Source organism: Sinorhizobium fredii NGR234, from assembly GCF_000018545.1.
GTDB lineage: Bacteria > Pseudomonadota > Alphaproteobacteria > Rhizobiales > Rhizobiaceae > Sinorhizobium > Sinorhizobium fredii_A.
This window is the reverse complement of the sequence record NC_012586.1, coordinates 147,578-170,955: the sequence shown is the minus strand read 5'-3', so window position 1 is coordinate 170,955 and position 23,378 is coordinate 147,578. Positions and strand designations below refer to the sequence as shown.

Below are 23,378 nucleotides of genomic sequence, written 5' to 3'. Positions count from 1 at the left end.
CAGGCGAAGATTTCGTCTCGGAGCGTTTCGACATGTTCAGTACTACCGGCGAGGTTCTGTCCCGCTGTAATCGAGTACGGCAACGATTGTTCCGCGATGCAACGTCAAGGGATGAGGCAGGGCGTGGCCATAGAAACTTTGTCTGCCCCCATCAACGGGGCCCTCGTGTAACACTCCCAATCGCTTCATTTGATCGTCGGACCGCTCGGTCATCGATCGAGTTTATCGTCCGAGGACGACCCGGGAGCGATGCATGGGTGGGACCTGATGGATCTGGAAACGATCAGAACGCTTATCGAATTCGTCGGCCGTTCGCGTGTTTCCGAACTGGTGGTGGGCGAGAACGGTACCATTGTTCGGATATCGCGTGATCGGTCCAAGCGCACCCCGGCGGACCCGAAGCCGCAACGCGGCCGTCAAGCAGAAGCGCCGCCCGCCGTCGATCGGAGCGACAGGCCCGAAATCCAGCCAGCCGACGGCCGAACGGTGAAGGCACCCGTCTTCGGCGTCCTGCATCGCTCGCCCAATCCCGGCGCGCGTCCCTTCGTCGAGGTAGGCGATACCGTCGAGGTGGGTCAGAGCCTCTGCATCGTCGAAGCGATGAAGGTCTTCAACACCGTGTCCGCCCACAGGGCCGGATCGATCACGCGCATTTTTGCAGGCGACGGCCAAGAAGTGGAAGCCGGAGAGCCGCTGATGGAGATCGGATGATAGCGGCCGTCGAGAAGGGAGAGATCGGGCGCCGCTTCGATACGGTGCTGATCGCCAATCGCGGCGAAATCGCCCTGCGCGTGCAGCGGGCCTGCCGGGAATTGGGCCTGCGGACGGTGATGGTCTGCTCCGATGCCGACCGGGATGCCCCCTACCGGGCAACAGCAGACGCGTTCGTCTGCATCGGACCAGCCGCTCCTGGACAAAGTTACCTCAACCAGGCTGCGGTCCTCCTTGCGGCGCGGTCGGCTGGCGCCGGCGCAATTCATCCCGGATACGGATTTCTCTCCGAAAATGCCGGTTTCGCTGAAGCCGCCGAGGCCGCCGGTCTCGTCTTCGTCGGGCCGCCCGCCTCGGCGATCCGCACGATGGGCGACAAGATCGCCGCCAAGCGCGCGATGATCGAAACGGGTGTGCCCTGCGTGCCGGGGCCGGATGAGGCGCTTCCCGACGATATCGCCTCCATCACGGCGATCGCCGACGGCATCGGCTACCCCGTGATCATCAAGGCGGCGGGCGGCGGTGGCGGCAGGGGCATGCGCGTCGTCCACGATGCTTCGGCCCTCAAGGATGCCGTGTCGGTGACGCGCGAAGAGGCGAGACGGGCGTTCGGCACGCCGGAACTCTACATGGAGAAGTTCCTCCAGCACCCGCGCCACGTCGAGATCCAGGTGCTTTGTGACGACCACGGCAATGCCGTCTGGCTCGGCCATCGCGACTGTTCGATGCAGCGCCGCCACCAGAAGGTGGTCGAGGAGGCGCCTGCTCCGGGCATTCCCGCCGAGATCGCTGCCGCCGTTGGCAAGCGTTGTGCGGATGCGTGCCAGCAGATCGGATACCGGGGCGTCGGGACCTTCGAGTTTCTCTTTGAGAATGGCGAATTCTATTTCATCGAAATGAACACGCGCCTCCAGGTCGAGCACCCGGTAACGGAGATGACCTCCGGCATCGATATCGTCTGTGAGCAGCTTCGCGTTGCGCAGGGGCTGCCTTTGACCCTTGCGCAAGCCGACGTGCGGGCGCATGGCCATGCCTTCGAATGCCGGATCAATGCGGAAGATCCGTTCACCTTCGCCGCCTCGCCCGGCAGGATCACCGCCGCCGAGTTTCCGAGCGGCCCCGGCATCCGCGTCGATACGCATGTCACGACCGGCTACAAGGTATCGCCCCACTACGACTCGCTGATCGCCAAGCTGATTGTCCATGCGCCGACCCGGGACCAGGCCATTCGCCGCATGCGGTTGGCATTGGCGGATACCAGGATCGAAGGGATCTCGACCAACCTGGCGCTGCATCGGGCGCTCTTCGAGGACCCTGCCTTCTGCGCCGGCGAAACCGATATCCATCACCTCGAGAAATGGCTGGACGAGCGAAAGCAATGACGAAGGGGCGGAAGCGAAAGAGCGCGATCACCGGACAGATATTTGATCCGGCGACCCTGGAGAAGATCGCCGGCTGGCTCGAGGATGCCGGCGTCGACTCGATCGAGATCGAAACGGAAGGCGGCCGGCTCATGCGGATCGTGGCCGGCACGGGCGCCGCGGCGGATGGCGCCGGCGAGGCACTGGATGCTTCGGTTACGCAAGACGATGCAAGACCCGCCAAGGCGCCGATCGCCGGCCACTTCCTGCCCGTGCATCCGGGCCGTGATGCGGCGGAAGCGACCATCGGCAGCACCGTCTCGCCGGAAGAGATCATCGGCTTCGTCGGGATCGGACCGCTCATCATGCCAATCCGGGCCGAAGACGCCGGCACCCTCAAAGATTGCGTCGTCGAACCCGGCAGTCTGGTCGGCTATGGCGACACCGTTTTTCTGATCGAGCCCGCCCAATGACGTACGCGCAAAGCAAAGCCCTGTCGACGCCGGCATCCATTTCTACTGCCTCCGCCGAACAGCCGAAGATCTCCGTCATCGGCACGAGTGCCTATCTTATCGAGGCCCCGGGGGCGTTCGACCTTCTCGCACAGAGGCGAATCTGGGCCCTGGCGCATGCAGTCGAGCCATGGCCGGAAATTCGGGAGGTCGTTCCGGGGGTCACGAACCTGCTGGTCATCCTCAAGCAGACGCCTGAGGAGCCAGCGCAATTCGAGGCGCGCTTGCGGCACGAATGGGATGGCGCACGCAGCATCGACCTCACCGGAAAGACGGTGGAAATTCCCGTCACCTATGGCGGCGAGCATGCGACGGACCTTGCCTCCGTCTGCGATTACACGGGACTGACCGATCGGGAGGTCGTGCGCCTGCACTGGCAAGGCAATTACACGGTCGTCGCGCTCGGCAGCGCGCCGGGCTTCGGATATCTGCACGGGCTTGATCCGCGCATCCACATGCCGCGCAAGACCGTGCCGTCGCTCCGGATGCTCAAGGGCACGGTGACGATCGGCGGCATGCAGACGGGCGTGTCGGTGCTGACCGGCCCGAACGGTTGGAACTCGATCGGCCTCGCCGAACTGCCGATGTTCGACCCGATGAAAGACCCGCCGGCATTGCTTGCTCCCGGCGACAAGGTCCGCTTCGTTCCCGAGAGGATCGAACTTTGATCGAGGTTCTTCAAACCGGCCCCCTGAACACCGTGCAGGATCTCGGCCGCTTCGGCTTCCGCAACGCCGGCGTCACCTCGAGCGGCGCCATGGACCGGCTGGCGTTGTCGGTCGGCAACCTGCTTGTCGGCAATGACGAGGGAGAGGCCGCTCTTGAAGTGCAGACCTTCCCCTTCCGCCTTCGGTTCGGTCGGGATATGACCGTCGCAATCACCGGCGCCGATTGCGGCGCGCGTCTCGACGGGCGACCGCTTCCGCCATGGTGGGCGATAGCGGTTTCGGCCGGCCAGGTTCTCGAACTCGACACGCCGCGACGCTCCGCCCGCGCCTATCTGAGCTTTGCCGGCGGCATCGATGTCGCGCCGGTGATGGGGTCGCGCAGCACGTCGCTGCGCGGCGGCTTCGGCGGACTGGACGGCCGCTTTCTGGCGGCGAACGATCGGTTGGACATTGGCGGCGCAGGCACATTCGCGCTGCCGCCCCACGGTTTCGGCGCCAAGCCGCCCGAGGCGGCACTGTCAGAGCACTTCCCGGCCTCGGATGACGGCACGCTGCTCGTTCGCGCCATTCCCGCCGGCGAACACGCGCTCTTCGGCGCCGAGGAAGAACGGTTCTGGACGCAGACCTGGAAGATTTCCTCGCAAAGCGACCGCACCGGCTATCGGCTGTCGGGCGAGCCGATCAGGCTCGCCTCTCCGGTGGAATTGCGCTCGCACGGCGTCGTTCCGGGGGTCGTGCAGATGCCGCCGTCGGGCGAGCCGATCGTCCAGATGAGCGATGCCAACACCGCCGGCGGCTACCCCAAGATCGCCGGTGTCATAGAGGTTGACCTTTGGCGGCTCGGCCAGGCGCGGATCGGCAGCCGCATCCGATTCGTCCAATCGAGCGTCGCCGAGGCGCGTTCCGCCGAGCGGGCGGTTGAAGCCTATCTCGAGGACATCCACCACACCGTGCCGATGCTCGCCCAAGCCCTTGCAGCCATGGCGCGCCGATAGCTTTCCGATGCTGATCAAGCCAAGACAGAAGAGGCAACGATGAAAATCGATCTCAATTCGGACATGGGAGAGGGTTTCGGACCCTACCGGCTCTGCGACGACGCGGCCCTCATGGACGTGGTGTCGTCGGCCAACATCGCCTGCGGCTTTCACGCCGGCGACCCGGAGACGATGGCGCGGATGGTGCGGCTGGCAAAGGCACGCGGCGTCGGTGTCGGCGCTCACCCCGGCTTTCCCGACCGGCTCGGTTTCGGGCGTAGGGAAATGCCCGTCGAAGCCGACGAGCTGCGCCAGCAGGTCCTCTACCAATTGGGCGCATTGACGGCGATCGCCAGGGGCGAAGGCGTCCCCGTCGCCCATATCGGCTTCCATGCCGCCATGGGCAACATGATCAACCGCGACCCGGCGCTCGCCGACCTAATCATGCAGGCGATCCGAACGGTCGACCCGGAGCTCATCGTCTTCGCGATGCCCGACAGCGAAATAGAGCGGGCCGCCACGCGGGCCGGCTTGAGAAGCCTCACCCTTTTCCTGGCCGACCGCGCCTATGATTCCAAGGGTCAACTCGTATCGCGCAAGCTGCCGAATTCCGTCCTCAAGGACGAAGCAACGGTTCGCGCCCGGGTTCGCCAGTTCCTCGAATATGGAACGGTGACGACGATCGACAACCGGACGATCGAGGTCCGCGCCCGCTCGATCCTCGTCCACAGCGATACGCCGGGCTCTCTCGAACTCGCCCGGATCGTCCGCAGCGAGATCGAGGCGGCCGGAGCGACGATCGCACCGGCCCGAGAGGTCCTCGCCTAGCTGGCCCCGATTGGCGCAAGAACCGACACCGTCAACGAATCCGAAAGAAACAAACCCATGCCCACGCTCGCCGATCGCCTCAAGAACGTCTCCGTATCCGCCTCTGCCGCCATGACGCAGCGTGCCCGCGATCTCGCCTCGCGGGGCGTCGACGTGGTTTCGCTCTCCTCGGGCGAACCGGATTTCCCCACCCCCTCCCACGCGATCGAGGCGGCCCATGCCGCGGCGCTGGCGGGCGACACCAAATATCCGCCGCTGGACGGCACGCCGGCCCTCAAGGCGGCGATCGCCCGCAAGTTCAAGCGGGACAACAATCTCGACTACGAACCCGGCCAGATCCTCGTTTCCGGCGGCGGCAAGCAAGTGATCTTCAACGCGGTGCTTGCCACCTGCAATCCGGGCGACGAGGTCGTCATCCCGTCTCCGGCTTGGATCAGCTACGCCGACATCGTCCGCTTCGCCGGCGGCGTGCCGGTCCCCGTCGCCTGCAGCCACGAGAACGGCTTCAAGCTTAGGCCCGAGGACCTCGAAGCGGCGATTACGCCGCGGACCAAGTGGCTGCTCCTCAACTTCCCGAACAACCCGACTGGCGCGGCCTGCTCGCGCCAGGAAATGGCGGCGATTGCAGAGGTCATGCTGCGCCATGCGGATGTGTGGATCATGACCGACGACATGTACGAGCACCTCGTCTATGACGATTTCGAATTCTGCACGATCGCCGAGGTGGAGCCGCGCCTCTACGACCGCGTCCTGACGGTCAACGGCGCCTCCAAGGCCTATGCCATGACCGGCTGGCGGCTGGGCTTCTGCGGCGGGCCGAAGGCCCTCATTTCGGCCATCAGCAACGTCAACGGCCAGAACAGCGGCGGCACGTCGACGATCACCCAGGCCGCGGTGGTTGCCGTGCTCGACGGGCCGCAGGATCTGTTGAAGGAGCGCGCGGCGATCTACCGCAAGCGCCGCGACTTCGTGCTCGAAAACCTCGACGGCATCGACGGCCTCACCTGCCACAAGCCGGAGGGCGCCTTCTATCTCTTTCCGAGCATTGCCGGGCTGATCGGCAAGACCACGAAAGCGGGCCGCAGAATAGAAACCGACACGGACTTCGTGATGGCGCTCATCGACGAGCAGCATGTGGCGATCGTGCAGGGTGCGGCCTACGGCATGAGCCCGTTCTTCCGCATCTCCTACGCGACCAGCGTGGAGAAACTCGCCGACGGCTGCGCCCGGATCGCCGAGTTCTGCAGCAATTTGAGATAGGGATCGGAGAAGCGGGTGTCGCCCCCCTCTGCCCTGCCGGGCAGAGGGGGCGCAGTCCCCGGGGCTCCATGCATCAATGCTTCAGCCGCTCGGTCAGTTCGCGCAGAAGCTCCTGAACGGCCAGGGCCGGCTCCGAAAGCGGTGCGAATTCCGACACGCACAAGGAGAGCGTCTCCTCGATCCTCGGCGAGATGCTCCGGCAAATCATCGGACCGGCCCCTTCCGAGACAATTCGATCGGCGACCGCCTTCGGCATGATCGTCGCGCCGAGACCGCTGCCGACGGCGCGGGTCAGCGTCCGGATGACCTCGACCTCGCCGATAACGGTGAGATTCGCCCGGCTTCTCGCGAAGGCGGCTTCCACCGCGCGCCGCACGAAGTTGTAGGCCGGCGGCATCAGAAAAGGCAGCGGTTCGAGAGCCGAGATCGGCACCGGTGTGTCGCCGGCTTCAATGCCGAACGTCTCGTGCGCGACGAGATAGAAATCCTCCCTGAGAAGCGGATCGAAGCGCACGCCCTTCATCGGACCGGCACCATGGATCAACGCGATCTCCAGCCGGTTGTTCATCAACATCTGGCTATAGGTCTGCCCGACGCTTTCGGTGAGGTGCAGGACGATGCCCGGATGGCGCCGCCGGGTCTCCGCCAGAAGCTCGAACGACAGGGTCGCCGCACTGCTGAACGGCGTCAGCCCGACGGATACGCGGCCCGCGAGATGCTTCCCCGCGGCAGTGACGTCGGCGCGCGCCTGATCCATCTGCCTGAGGATGATCTGGGCGTGCCGGTAAACCTCCGCGCCGGCGTCCGTCATGACGACCCCCTGCTGACTCCTTGTGAGAAGCTTCGTTCCGAAGTGTTCCTCCAGCGCGGCGAGCTGCTGGCTGAGGGCAGGTTGCGCGATGTGGAGGATGTCGGCGGCCCTGGTGATGCTGCCTGTGTCGACGATCACGACGAAGGATTTGAAACGCCTGGTATCCATGGGTGAAATTTTCGCTCACTGTTGCAGCCGGCCGGAATGTTACAGCCTCGCTGTTAGCTTGTAACGTCTTCTCTCCCAAGCCGGGCTTGAGGGCGAAATCGCAACCCGGATCGCGGCAAAGGTCGGTCCGCCGCGCCGGGAAGTTACAGATTAAGCAAATAAAATCAATTCTGTAGAGATTTCTCGCCACCTTCATAAGATAGGCTTATCCCTCCAAAGATAATCGGAATTATCGCCGTCTCGAAAGCTCAGCTAAGGTTCCTGAAACAAAGGGGATCGCCGATGCCGTTTTCCGATTACAGAACCGCCCTTGTCACCGGTGCTTCCTCCGGAATCGGAGCGGCGATCGTCGAGCGCTTCTCAGCCGAAGGGCTTGAAGTCCATGCAGTCGCGCGCAGCGCCGAGCCGCTGCGCAAGCTCGCAGAGCGCACCGGTTGCGTGGCGCATGCGATCGACGTCACGGACCGCGCCGCCCTTGCCGATCTCACCCGTCGCGTCGAATTCGACATTCTCGTCAACAATGCCGGCGTCGATCGTCCCAAGAAGTTTCTCGAAGCCGAGGACGGCGACATCGATCTGCTCGTCGACGTCAATCTTCGCGCCGTCCTGCATTTGTGCCGCATGGTGGTTCCGGGAATGGTGACGCGTGACCGCGGCCACGTGATCAACATCTCGTCGATCGCCGGTATCTACAATTTCGGCGGAAACTCCTCCTACCATGCGACGAAGGCCGGGGTCAGCATGCTGTCGAACCAGCTGCGCATCGATGCCTTCGGCAAGCGTGTCCGCGTCACCGAAATCTGCCCGGGGCGGGTCGCGACCGACATCTTCGCGCATGTGCATGGCGACAGCCCGGAGATCCGCGAGCGCTTCATCGACGGCTTCGAACTCCCTGAGGCAAGGGACATCGCCAATGCGATAGCCTTCGCGGTCGCAGCACCTGTCGCCGTCAATATCGGCCATATCGAGATCACGCCGACACTTCAGGTGATGGGCGGGTTGCAGACGGCAAAGCCGCAATCTCCGAAAAGCGGGGATGAGAGCCGTGAGTAGCTTCGACCTTTCCGAGATCCTCGGCAATCCCGAATACGTCTCGATGCTGCTGCTCGGCATCAAGATGACCTTCGTCGTGGCGATCGGCTCCTGGACTCTTGCGATGACGCTGGCGCTGCTTCTGCTCGGCCTTCGCTATGCGCCCGGTCCGCTCGGAAATGCGTTCGTCACGGCTTACGTTTCCTATCACCGCAACGTCCCGACGCTGGTGCAGCTCCTGCTCTGGTATTTCGGCATCTTCACGCTGATGCCGGACCCGGTCACCTTCTGGCTGAACGACCACAATGCCGAGGCGATCTTCGCAGTGATCGGGCTCGGCCTCTGCCAGGCGGCCTATTTCAGCGAGGACCTTCGCTCCGGCATGCGGGCGGTGAGCCCCGGCCAGATGGAAGCGGCCCGCGCTCTCGGCCACAGCTATGTTTCGGCCATGCGCTTCGTGATGGTTCCGCAAGGCAGCCGAAACGCGCTGCCGGCGCTCATCAACCACAGCGTCTCCCTGTTCAAGAACAGCAGTCTTGCCGTGGCGATCGGCGTGGCGGAGCTCACCTACGCGGTCAAGGAGATCGAAAACTTAAGCTTCCGCACCTTCGAGAGCTACCTGCTGGTCACCGTCCTCTACCTCGTCTTCTCGCTGATGATCATGGCGCTCGGCGCCTATGTCGCCCGCCGAGCGGACCCAGTCAGGAGCGGCCGAGCATGATCAGCGACATCATAGCCATCATCCGCGATTATTGGCTGCTGCTGCTCATCGGGCAGTATCCGAACGGTCCGCTTGGAGGACTTGCGGCAACGCTGCTGCTTTCGATCCTCGCCATCGCCTTCGCCTTTCCGGTGAGCATTGCCCTGGCGCTTGCCCGGCTTTCGAAGTCCCCCTTCCTGAACTGGCCAGTAACGGCGCTCGTCTACTTCACCCGCGGCGTGCCGTTGCTGATGCTGATCCTGTGGGGCTACTTCCTCGTGCCGCTTGCCACGGGAGCCAATGTCCCGAGTTTCCTCACCATGCTGGTGACGCTCGTCGTCTACCAGGGCGCGTTCCTGAGCGAGGTGGTCCGCGGCGGCATCGTCGCCCTCGGCCACGGCCAGATGGAGGCGTCCCGGGCGCTTGGCCACAGCTATCTCGGCGCCATGCGCTACGTCATCCTGCCGCAGGCGCTCTACAACGTTATCCCGAGCATCATTTCGGTCTTCGTTGCGACGATCAAGGATACGACGCTCGGCTACGTGATCAACGTGCCCGACCTGACGTTTGCTGCCAGCCAGATCAACAATCAGCTGCTGACGCAGCCGTTCCAGGTCTTCTTCATCCTCGCGGCCGTCTACTACGTGATCTGCTGGTCGTTGAGCCGGGTGGCCATCGTCACGGAGCGCCGCATCACCCGCCCTCGAAGAATTCGCCCATGATTGCGCTGGCCGGCGTTCACAAGAGCTACGGCAGCTACGAGGTCCTCAAGGGAATCGACGCCGAAGTGGCGCGCGGCGAGGTCGTGGTCATCTGCGGCCCGTCCGGCTCCGGCAAGTCGACCTTGATCCGGACCGTCAACCGGCTCGAGGAAATCGGCAGCGGCTCGATCACCTGCGACGGCAACAACATCCATCAGCCGATGCCTGCCAAGGAGCTCAACCGGCTGCGCAGCCGGATCGGCTTCGTCTTCCAGAGCTTCAATCTGTTTCCGCACCTGTCGGCCATCGACAACATCGCCATGTCGCCGATCCGCGTGAAGGATATTCAGCGCGACGTCGCCTATGCCAAGGCCACGAAGCTCCTGGAGCGCGTCGGCCTGGCCGAGAAGGCCAATGCCTATCCTGCCCAGCTCTCCGGCGGTCAGCAGCAACGCGTTGCGATCGCGCGCGCCTTGGCGATGGAACCGCCGGTGATGTTGTTCGACGAGCCGACGAGTGCACTCGATCCGGAAATGGTCGGCGAGGTCCTCTCCGTCATGAAGGGTCTGGCCGCCGACGGCATGACGATGATGTGCGTCACCCACGAGATGGGATTCGCGCGCGATGTAGCGGATCGCGTCTGGTTCATAGATCAGGGGCAGATCGTCGAATCCGCCCCGCCCGAAGAATTCTTCTCTCGCCCCCAAACCGCGCGAGCGCAGCGCTTCCTGAGCGAATTGCGGCACTAACCAAAAGACCCAACCCCAGAGGAGACTTAAGCAATGAAATTGAAATCATGGACACTGGGCGCCGCGCTCGTTGCGACCGCGATCGCCGGTCCGGCAAAGGCAGACAAGCTCGCAGACATCACGGCCGCTAAGGTGATCCGTTGCGGAACCTTCGCCGACGTGCCGCCCTTCGCCGCACCGGACCCGTCAACGCGAGAAATGGCGGGATTCGACGTCGACCTCTGCAACGCGATTGCCCGCGAACTCGGCGTGAAAGCCGAGATCAAGCCGCTCTCCGTCGAAGCGCGCGTTCCCGAAGTGAAGCTCGGCCATGTCGACATCGCCGTGGCCAATCTTGCCTATACGCTGAGCCGCGCCGAGCAGATCCAGTTCAGCCACCCCTATTATCTCGCCAAGGAAATGCTGATCGTGAAGGCCGATGATCCCGGCCAGAAGAAGGCGGATTTTGCCGGCGTCCGGCTCGCCTCGACGAAGGGCTCGACGTCTGAGCTCGCCATCCGCAAGAATGAGTCGAAGCCCCTGACGTTCCAGGACACCGGTTCGGCCTATTTGGCGGTCCAGCAGGGCAAGGCGCGCGGCCTGGTCGCCAACACGATGACGACGACCAAGATCGTCAAGGAGTCGAAGACCAAGGGTGCCGAGATGCGGATGATCGAAGAGCCGATGCTCTTCCAGCCGATCGGCATCGGCATGAAGAAGGACGAGCCGGCCTTGACCGCCAAGATCAACGAGATCCTGGTTGCGCTCGACACCTCCGGCGAGATCAATAAGATCTGGGAGAAGTGGCTCGGACCGAACACCGAGTACAAGATGACCCGCACCGACAAGGTCGTGCCGATCACCGAACTGAAGTTCGAGCCGATCCCGTAATCATTCTAAAGCGATGAATGTCGCTTCCCAGAATGCGGCCTGAGCTCAGGCCGCATTCTCTCCCGTGCGCGCCCGGCCTGCGGGAAAATGCCCGGAGCATCCATCAAAACAATACCGGCAGCCGCCTTCGGCCCCAAGGAGACATGACAATGATCAAACTGAAGCAACGGTTCGAACGCCCGAGCAAGGAGGAGATCGAGGCCATTGCCAGGTTTTCGCCGGCTACCCTTCATGAAGCGCAGGGCCGCAGGGGCGCGCTGTCCTCCCGATTGAAGCCGATCGACTATCGCATGAAGCTCTGCGGCCCGGCCTTCACGGTCAAATGCGCGCCGCGCGACAACATCATGCTGCAGGTCGCGATCAACTACGCCCAGCCCGGCGACATCATCGTCGTTTCGGCCGGTGAATATGAGGAGGCGGGTTCGTTCGGTGACGTGCTCGCCAATGCCTGCCTGGCCAAGGGCATCGGCGGGCTCGTGACCGATACCGGCGTTCGCGACACCTTGCAGCTGCGGGAGCTCGGCTTCCCGGTCTTTTCCTTGAGCGTCTGCATCAAGGGCACCGTCAAGGAGACGCTGGGCGCCACCAACGAACCGATCCTGATTGGCGACGAAATCGTCCATCCGGGCGATATTATCGTCGGCGACGCGGACGGCCTGGTCGTCGTCAGGCGACAGGAAGCAGGCGAAGTGGCCAAGCTGTCGCAGGCCAGAGAAGATGCCGAAGCCGGCTACATCGCCGCCTACAAGGCCGGCAAGTCGGTCGTCGAGGTCAGCAAGCTGGAGGCCGTGCTGAAGGCCAAGGGGCTGGTGGTCGAAGACTGACGGACACCTCTCGAGAGCCGCTACGTCGGCTCTTTCGATCGCCATGATTTTGCTGCCGCGGCCCGGGCGCTGATCGCGACGCCCGCCGGCGCGAAAGCAATGCGCGCCAAGTCACTCCACCAGGTCACTCGACCAGGCCCGCCTTGCGCAATCCGTCGGTGAATTTCCCGGCGTCGGAAGGATCCCGGAACGGCAAACGCGCAACGTGCTTCGCGTGCTCGTATTTCGGATTGATATCCTTGAGCTCACCCCAGATCCGGCGCGCCTCGTCGAGCCGGCCGAGATGCCCCAATGCCGAAGCCAGGAAAGCGCGCGACAGATCGGTGGTCGGGTTGACTTCGATCCGGTCGCGGAAGAGAGTCGCCGCCTTTTCGTAGTCGCCATCGACGAAATAGGCGGTGCCGAGGAAATGCAGATATTGCTGCTGCACGGCCGGATCGAGGCGCATCGCCCGTTCGATATCGGGGATCGCCAGCTTCGGCTCGCCGGTGTAGAGATGCAGGACGCCGCGCATATTGAGGGCGGAGGCGAAATTGGGGTTGAGCGCCAGGGCGCGGTCGGCCGATTCCCCCCAGCGCCGGTAGTTGCGCCTGAACATGGCGACCAGGGAAACCACGAAGTGGTTGAAAGGATCCTGGTCGTCCTTGCCGATCGCCTCGTCGGCGAAGCGCTCGGCCGCGTCGAGCGAGGTCTCGGGCGCAGCGCTCCAGTGGTTCTGGTAATCGAGGACATAGGCGAGGCCGAGGCCCGCACAGGGGGCGGCATAGTTCGGGTCGAGTGCGAGCGCCTGCCGGAAGCAGGCCGTTGCCTGCTCGAACATGTCGCGATCCTTCTTGACGGCACGGAGCATTTCCCGGCCGCGCAGGAACAGGTCATGGGCGTCGACATCGCGCGTGCCGGCCTCGGCGCTGCGCGATTTCTCCGCTGCGCTGAGCGTCACCTTCAGTGCCGCGACGATCTGCTGTGTAATATCGTCCTGGACCTCGAAGATGTCGGTCAGGTCCCGATCGTAGCGTTCGGCCCAGACGTGGCCGCCGCTCGATCCGTCGATCAACTGCGCGGTGACGCGAACCCGGTTTCCGGCCTTGCGAATGCTGCCTTCGAGGGCGAACTTGACGCCGAGCTCGCGGCATACCTGGGGCACGTTGAAAGTCTTGTCCTTGTAGACGAAGGCCGAATTGCGCGCGATGACGAACAGGCCGGAGACCTTGCTCAAGTCGGTGATGACGTCCTCGGTTATCCCGTCGCTGAAATATTCCTGATCGGCATCGCGGCTCATATTGTTGAAGGGGAGCACGATGATCGATGGCCTGTCCGGCAGCGATGCTTCCTGCAGAACGGCGCCGCGGTCGGGCGCCGCGGCGTCGCGCAGCCAGCGCCAGACCCGCACCGGCCGATCGATATTCTTGACCTGCTGTCTTCCAAGATCCTCGAAGCGCAGCTCGAGGCGGTCGCGCACCTGGTCGTGAACCGCCCCGGAGACATAGACGCTGCCCGGGTCGGCCATTGCCTCCAGGCGCGCCGCGACATTCACCCCGTCGCCATAGATGTCATCGCCGTCGATCGCCACATCGCCCAGATTGATGCCGACGCGGATCTCGATCCGTTGCCCTTCCGGCAGGCCGGCATTGCGATCGGCGATTGCCTGCTGCATCTCGCTGGCCGCCCGCACCGCCTCCACGACGCTCGGGAACTCGGCGAGCAGGCCGTCGCCCATGAGCTTGACGACGCGCCCATGATGCTCGGCGATCTTCGGCCCGATCAGCTCATCGCGCAGCGATTTCAACGCCGCGAGCGTGCCATCCTCGTCGACCCGGATGAGACGCGAGTAGCCAACGACATCAGCGGCCATGATGGCGGCGAGGCGGCGTTCCAAAACCCTACCCTCCCAAAGGAGAATGTAGAGGATCGCCAGCCGAGAATCCACGCAAGTCTCGGCTGCGATTGTCGTCCGGCCTGCACCTTGCCGTTGACTCGACCCGCTGCAGCCGCCACAAAACGCAAGCCCGAGGATGCGAGGAGATCGAGCCATGGACAGCACGACCCTTCCAGCGGACCTCATCTGCCGGCCGTATCGGCAGCTGGCGCGCAATGCGCGCCTTGCCAATGCGCGGCTCGATCGCGCCTGCATGGCGCTGCGGCCCGGCGAGTGGGAGGCGGCCCGGACGTCTTTCTTCCCTTCGCTGAAGGCGACGATGGTCCACCTTCTCGATGCCGATCGCTACTACATCGACACGCTTCGAGGTGACCGGCCCGGCCCCGTGAACCCAGCGGGCAGCCGCGCAACACCCGCCGAATTCGCGACCGAACGGGCCGAGGTCGACGACTGGCTCGTCGAATTCTGCGAGACACTGACGCCACAGGCGCTCTCTCGGCAGATCAGCATCCCCTGGCCGGACCGGACACTGACCGAAACCGTCGCCGATACCCTCCTCCACGTCTTGCTGCACGGCCAGCACCATCGCGGCCAGATCCACGCGATGCTCTCCGGCACCAGCGTTCCGCCGCCGCAGATCGATGAATTCATCCTGACGGACAATGGCGAGGCGCGGGTGGAGGACCTCGCCGCACTCGGGTGGAACGAGGCGCGGCTGACGCAATAGGCTAGAACCGTTGCCGCCCGGCATCCGAACCGACACCAGATGAGTTTGTCGTCGGCCGCTGGCTTCAATACATAACTGTGTTGAGTGTGACGTAGACGGGTGAACCCGCCTCGACCTTTGTGCTGCCGCGCGCGACCAGCCAGCCGTCTGCACGCTCCAAGCGCGCAATGATCCGCAGCGTTGGCGAAGCAGTCGAGCCTGCGGGCGGAAGCAGGGAAAAGGCTATCGTCTTTGACCTGCCGTCGCTCTTGATGCGCGTTTTCGTGGCGCGACGTGGCGTACTCCCCTGAGTGGCAGGCTCGTCGAGGTAAACCTCGAGATGACCTTCCGGGATAACCGCGCCGCCCTCGAACGTGACGGTGCCGCGAATATCTGTCGATTGCGCCGCGGCCGGCCCGGCGACCACGGCGAAAGCCGCGGCTCCGACGGTCATCAACACTGTGCGGCGGTCGGTCCGGCGCTTCATCACACACTCTCCATGATCGCCCCGCAAGACCCGTGCGGTAGCGGCGTTGCAGTGCCTCGAATAGAGAAACCAACCGCAACAGTGTCATCAGGTGGGGCGCCTGAAAGCGCCCCACCTGCGGTCGCGTCAGATGATAATGAAGTCGGCCGCCGAAAGCCGCAGATTTGTGCTCAGCTGCGCATACTGAATGGCTGCGACTTCTCCGGCACCATCGGCGTCATAGGACAGGACGCCGCTATCGGTATCGTAGATGATGCGGTCGTCGGCATCATGAGCGACGCCTCCCGCACTCCCGTAGAATGCGCCCAAGGCGAGGGCGCCGTCGGCACCGACGCTCTCAAAGATGAGGTTGTCCAACAGGATCGTGTCGTCGATGACCCTAAAATCCCTGATCCAGTCGACATTGCCGTTGCCAAGCTCCGTCGAGAAGCGGAAAGCATCCTCTCCCTCGCCGCCGGTGAGCGTGTCGGCGGCCAGACCGCCATCCAGCAGATCGCTGCCGCCGCCGCCATTGAGCGTGTCGGATCCCGCGACGCCCGGCTGGGCCGGCGCAGGGGGAAACTCGACCGATACGTTCAACTCGTAGGTCGAGCCTGCCGGCACGGCCTCCGCCCAGCCATCGCCCGGCGCCGTCGGCGACCAGCTGCCTTCCAAGATGTAATAGGGTCCGCTCTCCTGAACGACAAATACCAGGCTCGAATCCCGGCTGCTTGTAGAGCCGGGATCGCCGCCGCCGTCATCGTTCTGAGCGACGATGTTGCCGGCGCTGTCGAGCAGCCTGACCCAACTGTCATGGACATTCGGATCGGCAATTCCGTCAATGTCGATCGTGATGACCGTGCCGGCCGCGAGATCGATCTTATAATATCCGCCCTGGCCGTTTCCGGTGGCGTTGACGGTCGTGTGAAGGACCGTCGTCGAATCGAAGATGTCGGGGTCGGCGGTGAGGGAAAAGTTGTTGGAGATGTCGAAGGCGGTTGCGACCGAGTTGTTCGTCGCGTCCGGTCCCAACGTCGCATAGCCGGTCCCCATGCCCGGGCGTGGCGGCGCGTCGCCCTGATAGGCGAAATCGCCGAGCAGGGTGTCATCGCCGCGGCCGCCGTCGATCGCGTCGTTCCCGCCCTGGCCCGTCAAGACATTGGCTGCGTCGTTGCCGGTCAGTCGGTCGTTGAATCCCGAACCCGCAAGATTTTCAATGGAGACATATCTATCTCCGCCGGACCTGCCTCCAGAAAGACCAAGCCTGACGCCGCTCGTCGCGTCGGCGTAGTCTGCCGTGTCGCTGCCGGCGCCGCCGTTCAATCTGTCGGCCCCCCCGCCGCCGGTCAGCGTGTCGTCGCCGGCGCCGCCGGAGAGCTCATTGGCGAGCGCATTGCCGATGAGATGGTCCTCGAAAGACGAACCGACGGCATTCTCGAAGCCCGCCAGTATGTCGTGTCGGATCGCTGCGCCCCGGCCGACGATCTGCACCGGACCGTCGCCGTCGCCGCCGCTGGCCGTGCCGTTGGCAAGATCGATCGTCACACCGTCAGGACTACCCGCGTAGACCACCGTGTCATTGCCGGAGCCGCCGTCCAGATAGTCCTGGCCGGCGCCGCCGATGATCGTGTCGTCGCCGGCTTCGCCATACAGGATATCGCCATCGTTGCCGCCATCCAGAATGTCATTGCCGTCGCCGCCATTGAAATAATCCCCGCCGCCCTGGCCCCAGAAATGATTGGCGGCGGCCGTGCCGATGAAGCGGTCGATGCGGTCATCGGAGCCGATCAGGTTTTCGATGCTGTAGAACGTGTCGCCCGAGGCGGTGCCGCCGCTGGCGACATTCGTTGCGAGGTTGACGAGCAGTTGGAAAGGGCTCTCCTTGCTGAAATCGACCGTGTCGACGCCCGCACCGCCCCTGAATATATCCACTCCGTCCTGGCCGCTCAGCGTATCGTCGCCGTCGCCGCCGTCGAGAATGTCGTTGCCCTGGCCGCCAAGAATGGTGTCGTTGCCGCCGCCGCCGTAGAGCGTGTCGTTCCCGTCGTCGCTTTCCGTCTGGTCTTCGAGATCCTCTACGTCGATCGTGTTGTTGATGTCGCGGCTGGCGAGCGAATCGCGGCCGCCGACGATCAGGTCGTCACCGCCCTGCCCGAAGATCGTGTCGTCGCCGGCGCCGCCGTCAAGCGTATCGTTTCCGTCGCCGCCGATGATGATGCTGGTCATCGTGTCGTCGCCGACGCTCGGCGGGGTCTCGTCGCCGCCGTCGCCAGGCTCAGTCGTCGACTCGTCGGCGTAGATGATGTTTTCGACATTGGCGATTTTCCTGATTTTCAGGTGTCTGGACAGGAGGATGACCGTGTCGTTGCCGCCGTTCGCTTCCTCGCGAACGATGTCGTCCCATGAGTCGACGAAATAGATATCGTCGCCGCCGTTGCCGGCCATGCGGTCGCCGCCGCCGCGGCCGTCGAGCGTGTTGGCGCCGTCGTTGCCGATCAGGATGTCGTCATAGCTGCTGCCGATGCCGTTCTCGACGTAATAGTCGGTCTGATCCGCGTTGTGCCCGGCGAAGATCGACACATTGTTGCTATGACCGTTGACGCTGGAGAACTGTCCGGCACGCAGGTCGAGGATCGTGCCCGCCGTCGAGCCGGAGAAGTCAATCGTGTCGGTTCCGCCGGTGTCATGGATCACAAAGCCGATGTCATGCTGCATGCCCGAGGAGGTCAGCTGGTAGCCGTACTGGGTGCTCCCGAAGCCGTAGACATTGTCCCCCGTGTTGAGCTCGATGTGCTGATAGGTGCGCACGCCATTCGCGTCGACGGTCGAGAAAAAGCGGCGAATGACGGCCTCGATGTCGGCCATCAGCGGCGTCGACGCGGACCAGCGGGTGGTTTCGCCGACATCGATCCCATCGAAATAGGACATGACGCTGTATTGCTGGCGATCATAGGTCCAGGTCGCATTGTTCAGATAGTTGATCTGCACGCCGCCGGGACCGCTGTAATTGTAGAGCCCGGGATGATTGAGGCCGAATTCATGGCCGAATTCATGGATGAAGGAATCGAAGACATAGCCGCCGATATCCGTCTTGTTCGGTTCCGTGTCGTGGAAACGCTGGCCGATGCTGACATAGCGATTGCTCGAATAGGCGCTGCCATCGTCCTCCTCGCCGAGTTCGGGGCTGACAACCTCCATCCAGTCGGTCGTGCTGTCGAACGGCGCGTCGTCGACGATCTCGAATTTCAGAGGGGTGACGGACGCCCACATCTCTAAGGCGCCGATTGCGGCGGCCTTGTACTCGGGATGATCGTTGAGCTCGTAGACGTTGATTCTCAGCGTCCCCGCCGCGATCTCCGGCGTCAGGCTGCGGGGCAGTGCGCCCAGATAGTCGAGAAAGGACTCATAATCCTCGCTCTTGCCGTAAGGGTTATCCGGCGTCTGATCGTTGACCCACCATTCGTCGTTCGTTTGGCTTGGATTCGGCATCGTGAGGTTCCCTCTCTGACGATTATGCGCAGTACGGCGTACCGTTCTGCAGCTGCCAATTTTCCACGACAGGCATCACATGCCTGTCAGCCCCACCGCCCGGCCCGGATAATGTTATTACAACCTCTGATTTGTCACCCCCATAAAGCCGGGGGTAACGTCACGTAAGCGATTGGAAGCGCCGCGGCCGCCCTGGAGCGGCAAATGGGCTGCGAAACCGCAGCGAAAGGCGTCGACGCTACCCGCCGAACGGGAGACGGCTGCTGGCGTGTGGATGCGCGTCTGTTTGGCTCTTCGGTCGATGTCGGATTATCGTCGCCGGGTTAGTCAGCCTCCCCATATCCCCCACCGGTCGGCGTCACCACCGTGAAGGCTTCGCCCGCTTCGAGGATGGTATGGGCCGAGCCGGGCAGTTCCTCGATCCGGCCGTCATTGCGGCGGACGCGGTTGCGGCCGAGCTCGCCGGGCGCGCCGCCCTTCAGCCCGAAGGGCCGGATGCGGCGGTGGCCCGAGAGGATGGCGAAATCCAGCCGCTCGCGCGCCCGGATCGTCCGCTTGGTGCCGTCTCCAGCCGACCATTTGCCGCGGCCACCGGAGCCTTTGCGGATGTGGAAATCCTCGAGCACCACGGGAAAGCGCGTCTCGAGGATTTCCGGGTCGGTGAGGCGCGAATTGGTCATGTGAGTGTGGACCGCGTCGGCACCGTCATAGCCGGGGCCGGCCGGCGCGCCGGAGCAGATCGTCTCGTAATACTGATAGTTGGCATTGCCGAAGGTCAGGTTGTTCATCGTCCCCTGCGCGGCCGCCTGCGCCGCGACCGCGCCGAACAGGCAATTGGTGACGGCTTGGCTGACCTCGACATTGCCGGCGACGACCGCCGCCGGATAGCGCGGCGTCAGCATCGTGCCGTCGGGAATGACGATGCGGATCGGCCTGAGGCAGCCGGCATTCATCGGGATATCCGCCTCGACCAGCACCCGAAAGACATAGAGCACCGCCGCCCGCGTCACCGGCTCCGGCGCGTTGAAATTGTCGGCGCGCTGCGCCGATGTGCCGGTGAAATCGACCGTCGCCTCGCGGCGCTCGCGATCGATGGAGATCTTCGCGACGATCCGGCAGCCCTGGTCCATCTCGTAGGAGAATTCGCCGTCGCTCAACTGATCGAGGACGCGGCGCACGCTTTCGGCGGCATTGTCCTGGACATGGCCCATATAGGCTTCGACGACCTCCTCGCCGAACTGGGAAATCATCTTCTTCAGTTCCGCCACGCCCTTCTCGTTGGCGGCGACCTGTGCCTTCAGGTCGTTGACGTTCTGCAGGATATTGCGGACCGGATAGCGCGCCCCGTTCAGCAGTCTTTCCAGTCCTTCCTCCGAAAAGCGGCCCCGGTCGATCAGCTTGAAGTTGTCGATATAGACGCCTTCCTCCTCTATATTGGTGGCAAGCGGCGACATCGAACCCGGCGAAATACCGCCAATATCCGCGTGGTGGCCACGGCTTGCCACCCAGAAGCGGATCTCGCGGCCCGCGTCGTCGAAGACCGGCGTGCAGACCGTCAGGTCCGGCAGATGCGTGCCGCCGTTATAGGGCGCGTTGATCAGGAACACGTCGCCCGGATGGATCACCGGGTTCTCGCGGATCGCGGTCGCGACCGACGCATCCATCGAGCCGAGATGCACCGGCATGTGCGGCGCGTTGGCGACGAGATTGCCTTTGTTGTCGAAGACCGCGCAGGAGAAATCGAGGCGCTCCTTGATGTTCACCGAATAGGCGGTGTTCTGCAGCGTCACGCCCATCTGCTCGGCGATCGACATGAAGAGGTTGTTGAAGATCTCCAGCATCACCGGGTCGGCCCTGGTGCCGATCGCCGTGCGCTCGGGCAGTGGCTTGATGCGCTTCAGCACGATGTGGTCCCTGGCCGTCAGCTCGGCCTGCCAGCCATCCTCGACGATGATCGTCTGGTTCGCTTCGACGATGATCGCCGGTCCCGTCAGCCGTTGCCCCGGCTTGATATCCGAACGCAGCGCCACCGGCGCGTCGTGGAACGCGCCTTGCGAATAGATGCGGGTTTGCCGACTAACGGCCACGTCGCCAGCGGTGGTCGCCAACCCGTCCGTCTCCATCTCAGCAGCCCCGCCGCCCACAGTCTCGACCTCGACGGCATCGATCACCAGCGGCTTGTTCTCGGCGATGAAGCCGAAGCGGCGCTTGTGCAAGTGCTCGAATTCGGCGCGCAGACGCGGCGCACTGTCATGCTCCGGAAAACTTGCCTCGGCGGCCAGCACCGTGTCCGTGCCGGCATAGCGGATATGGGCGCGCAGATGCGTGCGGATACGGTCGCGGGTGATCCCCTGGGCGCCAAGTTCAGCGAGGCAATCCGTTTGCAGTCCCGCGCCGAGCGCCGCAAGCGCCTGTGGTGCGGCATCGTCGAGCGCCACCCCGAGCGCCTTCTGGCGTGTGGCGCGGATATCGGCGAGGCCCATGCCATAGGCGGAGAGCAGGCCCGACATTGGATGCAGGAGAATGCTCGTCATGCCGAGCGCATCGGCGACGAGGCAGGCGTGCTGACCGCCCGCGCCACCGAAGCAGTTCAGCGCATAGCGCGTCACGTCATAGCCGCGCTGCACGGAAATCTTCTTGATCGCCTCGACCATGTTGGCGACCGCGATGCGGATGTAGCCGTCGGCGACATCCTCCGGGCTGCGCCCGTCGCCGATCTCGGCGGCGAGCGCGGCAAAACGCGCCCGCACCGTTTCGACGTCGAGCGGCAGGTTCTGCCCAGGCCCGAACAGCGCCGGAAAGAACTCCGGCATCAGCTTGCCGAGCATGACATTGGCGTCGGTGACGGCGAGCGGTCCGCCGTTGCGATAGCAGGCCGGGCCCGGGTTGGCGCCGGCCGAATCCGGCCCGACACGGAAGCGCTCCCCGTCGAAATGGAGGACCGAGCCGCCGCCGGCCGCAACCGTATGGATCAGCATCATCGGCGCCCGGACGCGCACGCCGGCGACTTCGGTCTCGAAGGCGCGCTCATATTCGCCGTCGAAATGGGCGACATCGGTCGAGGTGCCGCCCATGTCGAAGCCGATGACGCGGTCGAAGCCGGCCGCCTCACCGGTTCTGGCGAGGCCGACGACACCGCCGGCCGGTCCGGACAGGATCGCGTCCTTGCCCTGGAAGAGGTCGGCAGCCGTCAGCCCGCCCGACGACATCATGAACATCAGCCGGGCGCCGGAGCGGGCGACGTCGAGTTCCTCCGACACCTGCGCCACATAGCGGCCGAGCACCGGCGAGAGATAGGCGTCGATGACGGTCGTATCACCGCGGCCGACATATTTGACGAGCGGCGAGACCTCGTGGCTGACCGAGACCTGCTCGAAGTCGATTTCGCGCGCGAGCCGTGCAACAACCGCCTCATGATCGGGATAGCGGTAGGCATGCATGAAGACGATGGCGACCGCCCGATAACCCTTGGCCTTCAGCGCTTCGAGCATGCTCCGCGCCGCATCCTCGTCGAGCGGGCGCTCGACCGCGCCGTCGGCAAGCACGCGTTCGTCGAGTTCGACGACCTCCGAATAGAGCGCTTCCGGCTTGATGATTTCGGTGGCGAAGATCTTCTTACGCTCCTGGTAGCCGATCCTCAGCGCATCGCGGAAGCCGCGCGTCGTGACGAGCGCCATCGGCTCGCCCTTGCGCTCCAGCAGCGCATTGGTGGCGACCGTCGTGCCCATCCTGACCTCGCCGATCAGACCAGGCGGCACCGGCGCGCCGGCGGCAAGGCCGAGATGCAGGCGGATGCCGTGCACGGCGGCGTCGCGATAGGCGCCGGGATTTTCGGAAAGAACCTTGAGGGCGTGCAAGCGGCCATCGGGATCGCGGCCGATCACATCGGTGAAGGTGCCGCCGCGATCCACCCAGAAGTTCCAAGTGCCAGCCATCCTCGCCTCTCCTCGCTGAAATGAGCATTCCGCATGAGCAGAGAAGAGCATTTTATTGACAATTTGTCGATAAAATGTTGTCGTTGATCAAATGAGGAGCAGGCGGATGACCAAGAAGCGAGGGCAGATGCCGAAAAATCGGGACTGGGCCGGGACCGAGCTGCCCGACCATCTGAAACCCGTCTCCGCCATCGGCCCGATCGTCTCGTCGGCGCACCTTGCCGAAGGCGGTTCGCCGGGACTCTCGGAAGTGGAATACGGCCTGATCCTCGCCTCCCACGCCTTCCACCGCTGGATGGTGCGCTGCATGGCGGCGGCCGGCGTTGCCGGCCTTTCGCCGATGGAGATCATGGTCCTGCACACCATCCGCCACCGCGACCGGGGCAAGAAGCTTTCCGATATCTGCCTCGTCCTCGACATCGAGGACACCCACGTCGCGACCTATGCGATCCGCAAGCTCGAAGCCGCAGGTCTGGCGACGACCGGCCGGCAAGGCAAGGAAAAGACGGTCCGGATCACGCCGAAGGGTGCCGAGGCCTGCGGCCGCTACGCGCAGATCCGCGAGCGCCTGCTCGTCGCCTCGACGGCCCATGCGCGGCCTTCGGAAGAAACTCTCTCGGAGATCGCCGCCGTGCTGCGCTTCCTGTCCGGCGCCTACGAGCAATCGGCGCGCGCGGCGACGACGCTCTGACGACGGTCCGGCAATCCGCCTAAAGCGCGTCGCGTTCAAACGTATT

20 protein-coding genes are annotated in these 23,378 nt (G+C 64.1%); 15 read left to right on the top strand and 5 right to left on the bottom strand.

The genetic code is table 11. From position 1 onward, the window contains the following. Window positions 1-267: 267 nt before the first annotated feature. Genes NGR_RS00865 through NGR_RS00835 form a run of 7 tightly spaced genes read left to right on the top strand, consistent with a single transcriptional unit; the run spans window position 268 to window position 6,314 of the window. The gene (locus tag NGR_RS00865) at window positions 268-711 is read left to right on the top strand and encodes an acetyl-CoA carboxylase biotin carboxyl carrier protein (RefSeq protein ID WP_012706244.1); all 444 of its coding nucleotides are present in this window, start codon (window positions 268-270) and stop codon (window positions 709-711) included. After that, on the top strand, window positions 708-2,093 hold the full coding sequence (accC, locus tag NGR_RS00860) for an acetyl-CoA carboxylase biotin carboxylase subunit (protein WP_012706243.1): 1,386 nt from the start codon (window positions 708-710) through the stop codon (window positions 2,091-2,093). The genes NGR_RS00865 and accC overlap by 4 nt, the downstream gene beginning before the upstream one ends. Then, the gene (locus NGR_RS00855; RefSeq protein WP_012706242.1) at window positions 2,090-2,545 is read left to right on the top strand and encodes a hypothetical protein; all 456 of its coding nucleotides are present in this window, start codon (window positions 2,090-2,092) and stop codon (window positions 2,543-2,545) included. Before accC ends, NGR_RS00855 begins: the two co-directional genes overlap by 4 nt. Further along, window positions 2,542-3,252, top strand: coding sequence for a 5-oxoprolinase subunit PxpB (pxpB, locus tag NGR_RS00850; protein ID WP_012706241.1), 711 nt, complete (start codon window positions 2,542-2,544; stop codon window positions 3,250-3,252). Before NGR_RS00855 ends, pxpB begins: the two co-directional genes overlap by 4 nt. Further along, on the top strand, window positions 3,249-4,247 hold the full coding sequence (locus NGR_RS00845; RefSeq protein ID WP_012706240.1) for a biotin-dependent carboxyltransferase family protein: 999 nt from the start codon (window positions 3,249-3,251) through the stop codon (window positions 4,245-4,247). Before pxpB ends, NGR_RS00845 begins: the two co-directional genes overlap by 4 nt. A 39-nt stretch (window positions 4,248-4,286) precedes the next feature. Then, window positions 4,287-5,054 (top strand): 5-oxoprolinase subunit PxpA, encoded by a 768-nt coding sequence (locus NGR_RS00840; protein ID WP_012706239.1) that lies wholly within the window; start codon window positions 4,287-4,289, stop codon window positions 5,052-5,054. Window positions 5,055-5,111: 57 nt separating this feature from the next. Further along, window positions 5,112-6,314, top strand: coding sequence for a pyridoxal phosphate-dependent aminotransferase (locus NGR_RS00835; protein ID WP_012706238.1), 1,203 nt, complete (start codon window positions 5,112-5,114; stop codon window positions 6,312-6,314). A gap of 73 nt (window positions 6,315-6,387) precedes the next feature. On the opposite strand, the gene NGR_RS00830 is transcribed toward NGR_RS00835, so the two are convergent. Next, window positions 6,388-7,293: a LysR substrate-binding domain-containing protein gene (locus NGR_RS00830; protein ID WP_012706237.1), complete on the bottom strand. Its 906-nt coding sequence runs from the start codon at window positions 7,291-7,293 to the stop codon at window positions 6,388-6,390. Between the two features lie 282 nt (window positions 7,294-7,575). On the opposite strand from NGR_RS00830, the gene NGR_RS00825 reads away from it, so the two are divergent. From NGR_RS00825 to NGR_RS00800, 6 genes are all read left to right on the top strand, one after another. Beyond that, window positions 7,576-8,346 carry an SDR family oxidoreductase gene (locus NGR_RS00825; RefSeq protein ID WP_012706236.1) on the top strand — a complete coding sequence of 257 codons (771 nt, stop codon included), beginning with the start codon at window positions 7,576-7,578 and terminating at the stop codon, window positions 8,344-8,346. Next, window positions 8,339-9,046, top strand: coding sequence for an amino acid ABC transporter permease (locus tag NGR_RS00820; protein ID WP_012706235.1), 708 nt, complete (start codon window positions 8,339-8,341; stop codon window positions 9,044-9,046). Before NGR_RS00825 ends, NGR_RS00820 begins: the two co-directional genes overlap by 8 nt. Further along, window positions 9,043-9,747: an amino acid ABC transporter permease gene (locus tag NGR_RS00815; protein WP_012706234.1), complete on the top strand. Its 705-nt coding sequence runs from the start codon at window positions 9,043-9,045 to the stop codon at window positions 9,745-9,747. The genes NGR_RS00820 and NGR_RS00815 overlap by 4 nt, the downstream gene beginning before the upstream one ends. After that, window positions 9,744-10,475, top strand: coding sequence for an amino acid ABC transporter ATP-binding protein (locus NGR_RS00810; protein ID WP_012706233.1), 732 nt, complete (start codon window positions 9,744-9,746; stop codon window positions 10,473-10,475). The genes NGR_RS00815 and NGR_RS00810 overlap by 4 nt, the downstream gene beginning before the upstream one ends. Window positions 10,476-10,508: 33 nt before the next feature. Beyond that, a complete protein-coding gene (locus tag NGR_RS00805; RefSeq protein ID WP_012706232.1) occupies window positions 10,509-11,345 on the top strand; it encodes an ABC transporter substrate-binding protein in 837 nt (278 codons plus the stop codon). Between the two features lie 149 nt (window positions 11,346-11,494). Next, window positions 11,495-12,169: a 4-carboxy-4-hydroxy-2-oxoadipate aldolase/oxaloacetate decarboxylase gene (locus NGR_RS00800; protein ID WP_012706231.1), complete on the top strand. Its 675-nt coding sequence runs from the start codon at window positions 11,495-11,497 to the stop codon at window positions 12,167-12,169. Between the two features lie 124 nt (window positions 12,170-12,293). Here NGR_RS00800 and NGR_RS00795 read toward each other — a convergent pair whose 3' ends face one another. Next, entirely contained in the window at window positions 12,294-14,021 is a 1,728-nt protein-coding gene (locus tag NGR_RS00795) for an adenylate/guanylate cyclase domain-containing protein (RefSeq protein WP_164924030.1), read from the bottom strand. A 178-nt stretch (window positions 14,022-14,199) separates the two neighbouring features. On the opposite strand from NGR_RS00795, the gene NGR_RS00790 reads away from it, so the two are divergent. Continuing rightward, the gene (locus NGR_RS00790) at window positions 14,200-14,772 is read left to right on the top strand and encodes a DinB family protein (protein ID WP_012706229.1); all 573 of its coding nucleotides are present in this window, start codon (window positions 14,200-14,202) and stop codon (window positions 14,770-14,772) included. A 64-nt stretch (window positions 14,773-14,836) separates the two neighbouring features. On the opposite strand, the gene NGR_RS00785 is transcribed toward NGR_RS00790, so the two are convergent. The 3 genes from NGR_RS00785 to NGR_RS00775 form a co-directional block, all read right to left on the bottom strand. Beyond that, entirely contained in the window at window positions 14,837-15,238 is a 402-nt protein-coding gene (locus tag NGR_RS00785; RefSeq protein ID WP_012706228.1) for a hypothetical protein, read from the bottom strand. A gap of 126 nt (window positions 15,239-15,364) precedes the next feature. Beyond that, a complete protein-coding gene (locus NGR_RS00780; RefSeq protein WP_012706227.1) occupies window positions 15,365-18,706 on the bottom strand; it encodes a M10 family metallopeptidase C-terminal domain-containing protein in 3,342 nt (1,113 codons plus the stop codon). Window positions 18,707-19,029: 323 nt separating this feature from the next. Next, window positions 19,030-22,641 carry a hydantoinase B/oxoprolinase family protein gene (locus NGR_RS00775; protein ID WP_012706226.1) on the bottom strand — a complete coding sequence of 1,204 codons (3,612 nt, stop codon included), beginning with the start codon at window positions 22,639-22,641 and terminating at the stop codon, window positions 19,030-19,032. A 106-nt stretch (window positions 22,642-22,747) separates the two neighbouring features. Here NGR_RS00775 and NGR_RS00770 point away from each other — a divergent pair, with 106 nt between their 5' ends. Next, the gene (locus NGR_RS00770) at window positions 22,748-23,332 is read left to right on the top strand and encodes a winged helix DNA-binding protein (protein WP_164923786.1); all 585 of its coding nucleotides are present in this window, start codon (window positions 22,748-22,750) and stop codon (window positions 23,330-23,332) included. Window positions 23,333-23,378 lie beyond the last annotated feature (46 nt).

Bases quoted from the DNA above. Each gene is read 5' to 3' on its own strand.
- NGR_RS00865 (WP_012706244.1), top strand. From the start codon at position 268: ATGGATCTGGAAACGATCAGAACGCTTATCGAATTCGTCGGCCGTTCG.
- accC (WP_012706243.1), top strand. From the start codon at position 708: ATGATAGCGGCCGTCGAGAAGGGAGAGATCGGGCGCCGCTTCGATACG.
- NGR_RS00855 (WP_012706242.1), top strand. From the start codon at position 2,090: ATGACGAAGGGGCGGAAGCGAAAGAGCGCGATCACCGGACAGATATTT.
- pxpB (WP_012706241.1), top strand. From the start codon at position 2,542: ATGACGTACGCGCAAAGCAAAGCCCTGTCGACGCCGGCATCCATTTCT.
- NGR_RS00840 (WP_012706239.1), top strand. From the start codon at position 4,287: ATGAAAATCGATCTCAATTCGGACATGGGAGAGGGTTTCGGACCCTAC.
- NGR_RS00835 (WP_012706238.1), top strand. From the start codon at position 5,112: ATGCCCACGCTCGCCGATCGCCTCAAGAACGTCTCCGTATCCGCCTCT.
- NGR_RS00830 (WP_012706237.1), bottom strand. From the start codon at position 7,293: ATGGATACCAGGCGTTTCAAATCCTTCGTCGTGATCGTCGACACAGGC.
- NGR_RS00825 (WP_012706236.1), top strand. From the start codon at position 7,576: ATGCCGTTTTCCGATTACAGAACCGCCCTTGTCACCGGTGCTTCCTCC.
- NGR_RS00815 (WP_012706234.1), top strand. From the start codon at position 9,043: ATGATCAGCGACATCATAGCCATCATCCGCGATTATTGGCTGCTGCTG.
- NGR_RS00810 (WP_012706233.1), top strand. From the start codon at position 9,744: ATGATTGCGCTGGCCGGCGTTCACAAGAGCTACGGCAGCTACGAGGTC.
- NGR_RS00805 (WP_012706232.1), top strand. From the start codon at position 10,509: ATGAAATTGAAATCATGGACACTGGGCGCCGCGCTCGTTGCGACCGCG.
- NGR_RS00800 (WP_012706231.1), top strand. From the start codon at position 11,495: ATGATCAAACTGAAGCAACGGTTCGAACGCCCGAGCAAGGAGGAGATC.
- NGR_RS00795 (WP_164924030.1), bottom strand. From the start codon at position 14,021: ATGGCCGCTGATGTCGTTGGCTACTCGCGTCTCATCCGGGTCGACGAG.
- NGR_RS00790 (WP_012706229.1), top strand. From the start codon at position 14,200: ATGGACAGCACGACCCTTCCAGCGGACCTCATCTGCCGGCCGTATCGG.
- NGR_RS00785 (WP_012706228.1), bottom strand. From the start codon at position 15,238: ATGAAGCGCCGGACCGACCGCCGCACAGTGTTGATGACCGTCGGAGCC.
- NGR_RS00780 (WP_012706227.1), bottom strand. From the start codon at position 18,706: ATGCCGAATCCAAGCCAAACGAACGACGAATGGTGGGTCAACGATCAG.
- NGR_RS00775 (WP_012706226.1), bottom strand. From the start codon at position 22,641: ATGGCTGGCACTTGGAACTTCTGGGTGGATCGCGGCGGCACCTTCACC.
- NGR_RS00770 (WP_164923786.1), top strand. From the start codon at position 22,748: ATGACCAAGAAGCGAGGGCAGATGCCGAAAAATCGGGACTGGGCCGGG.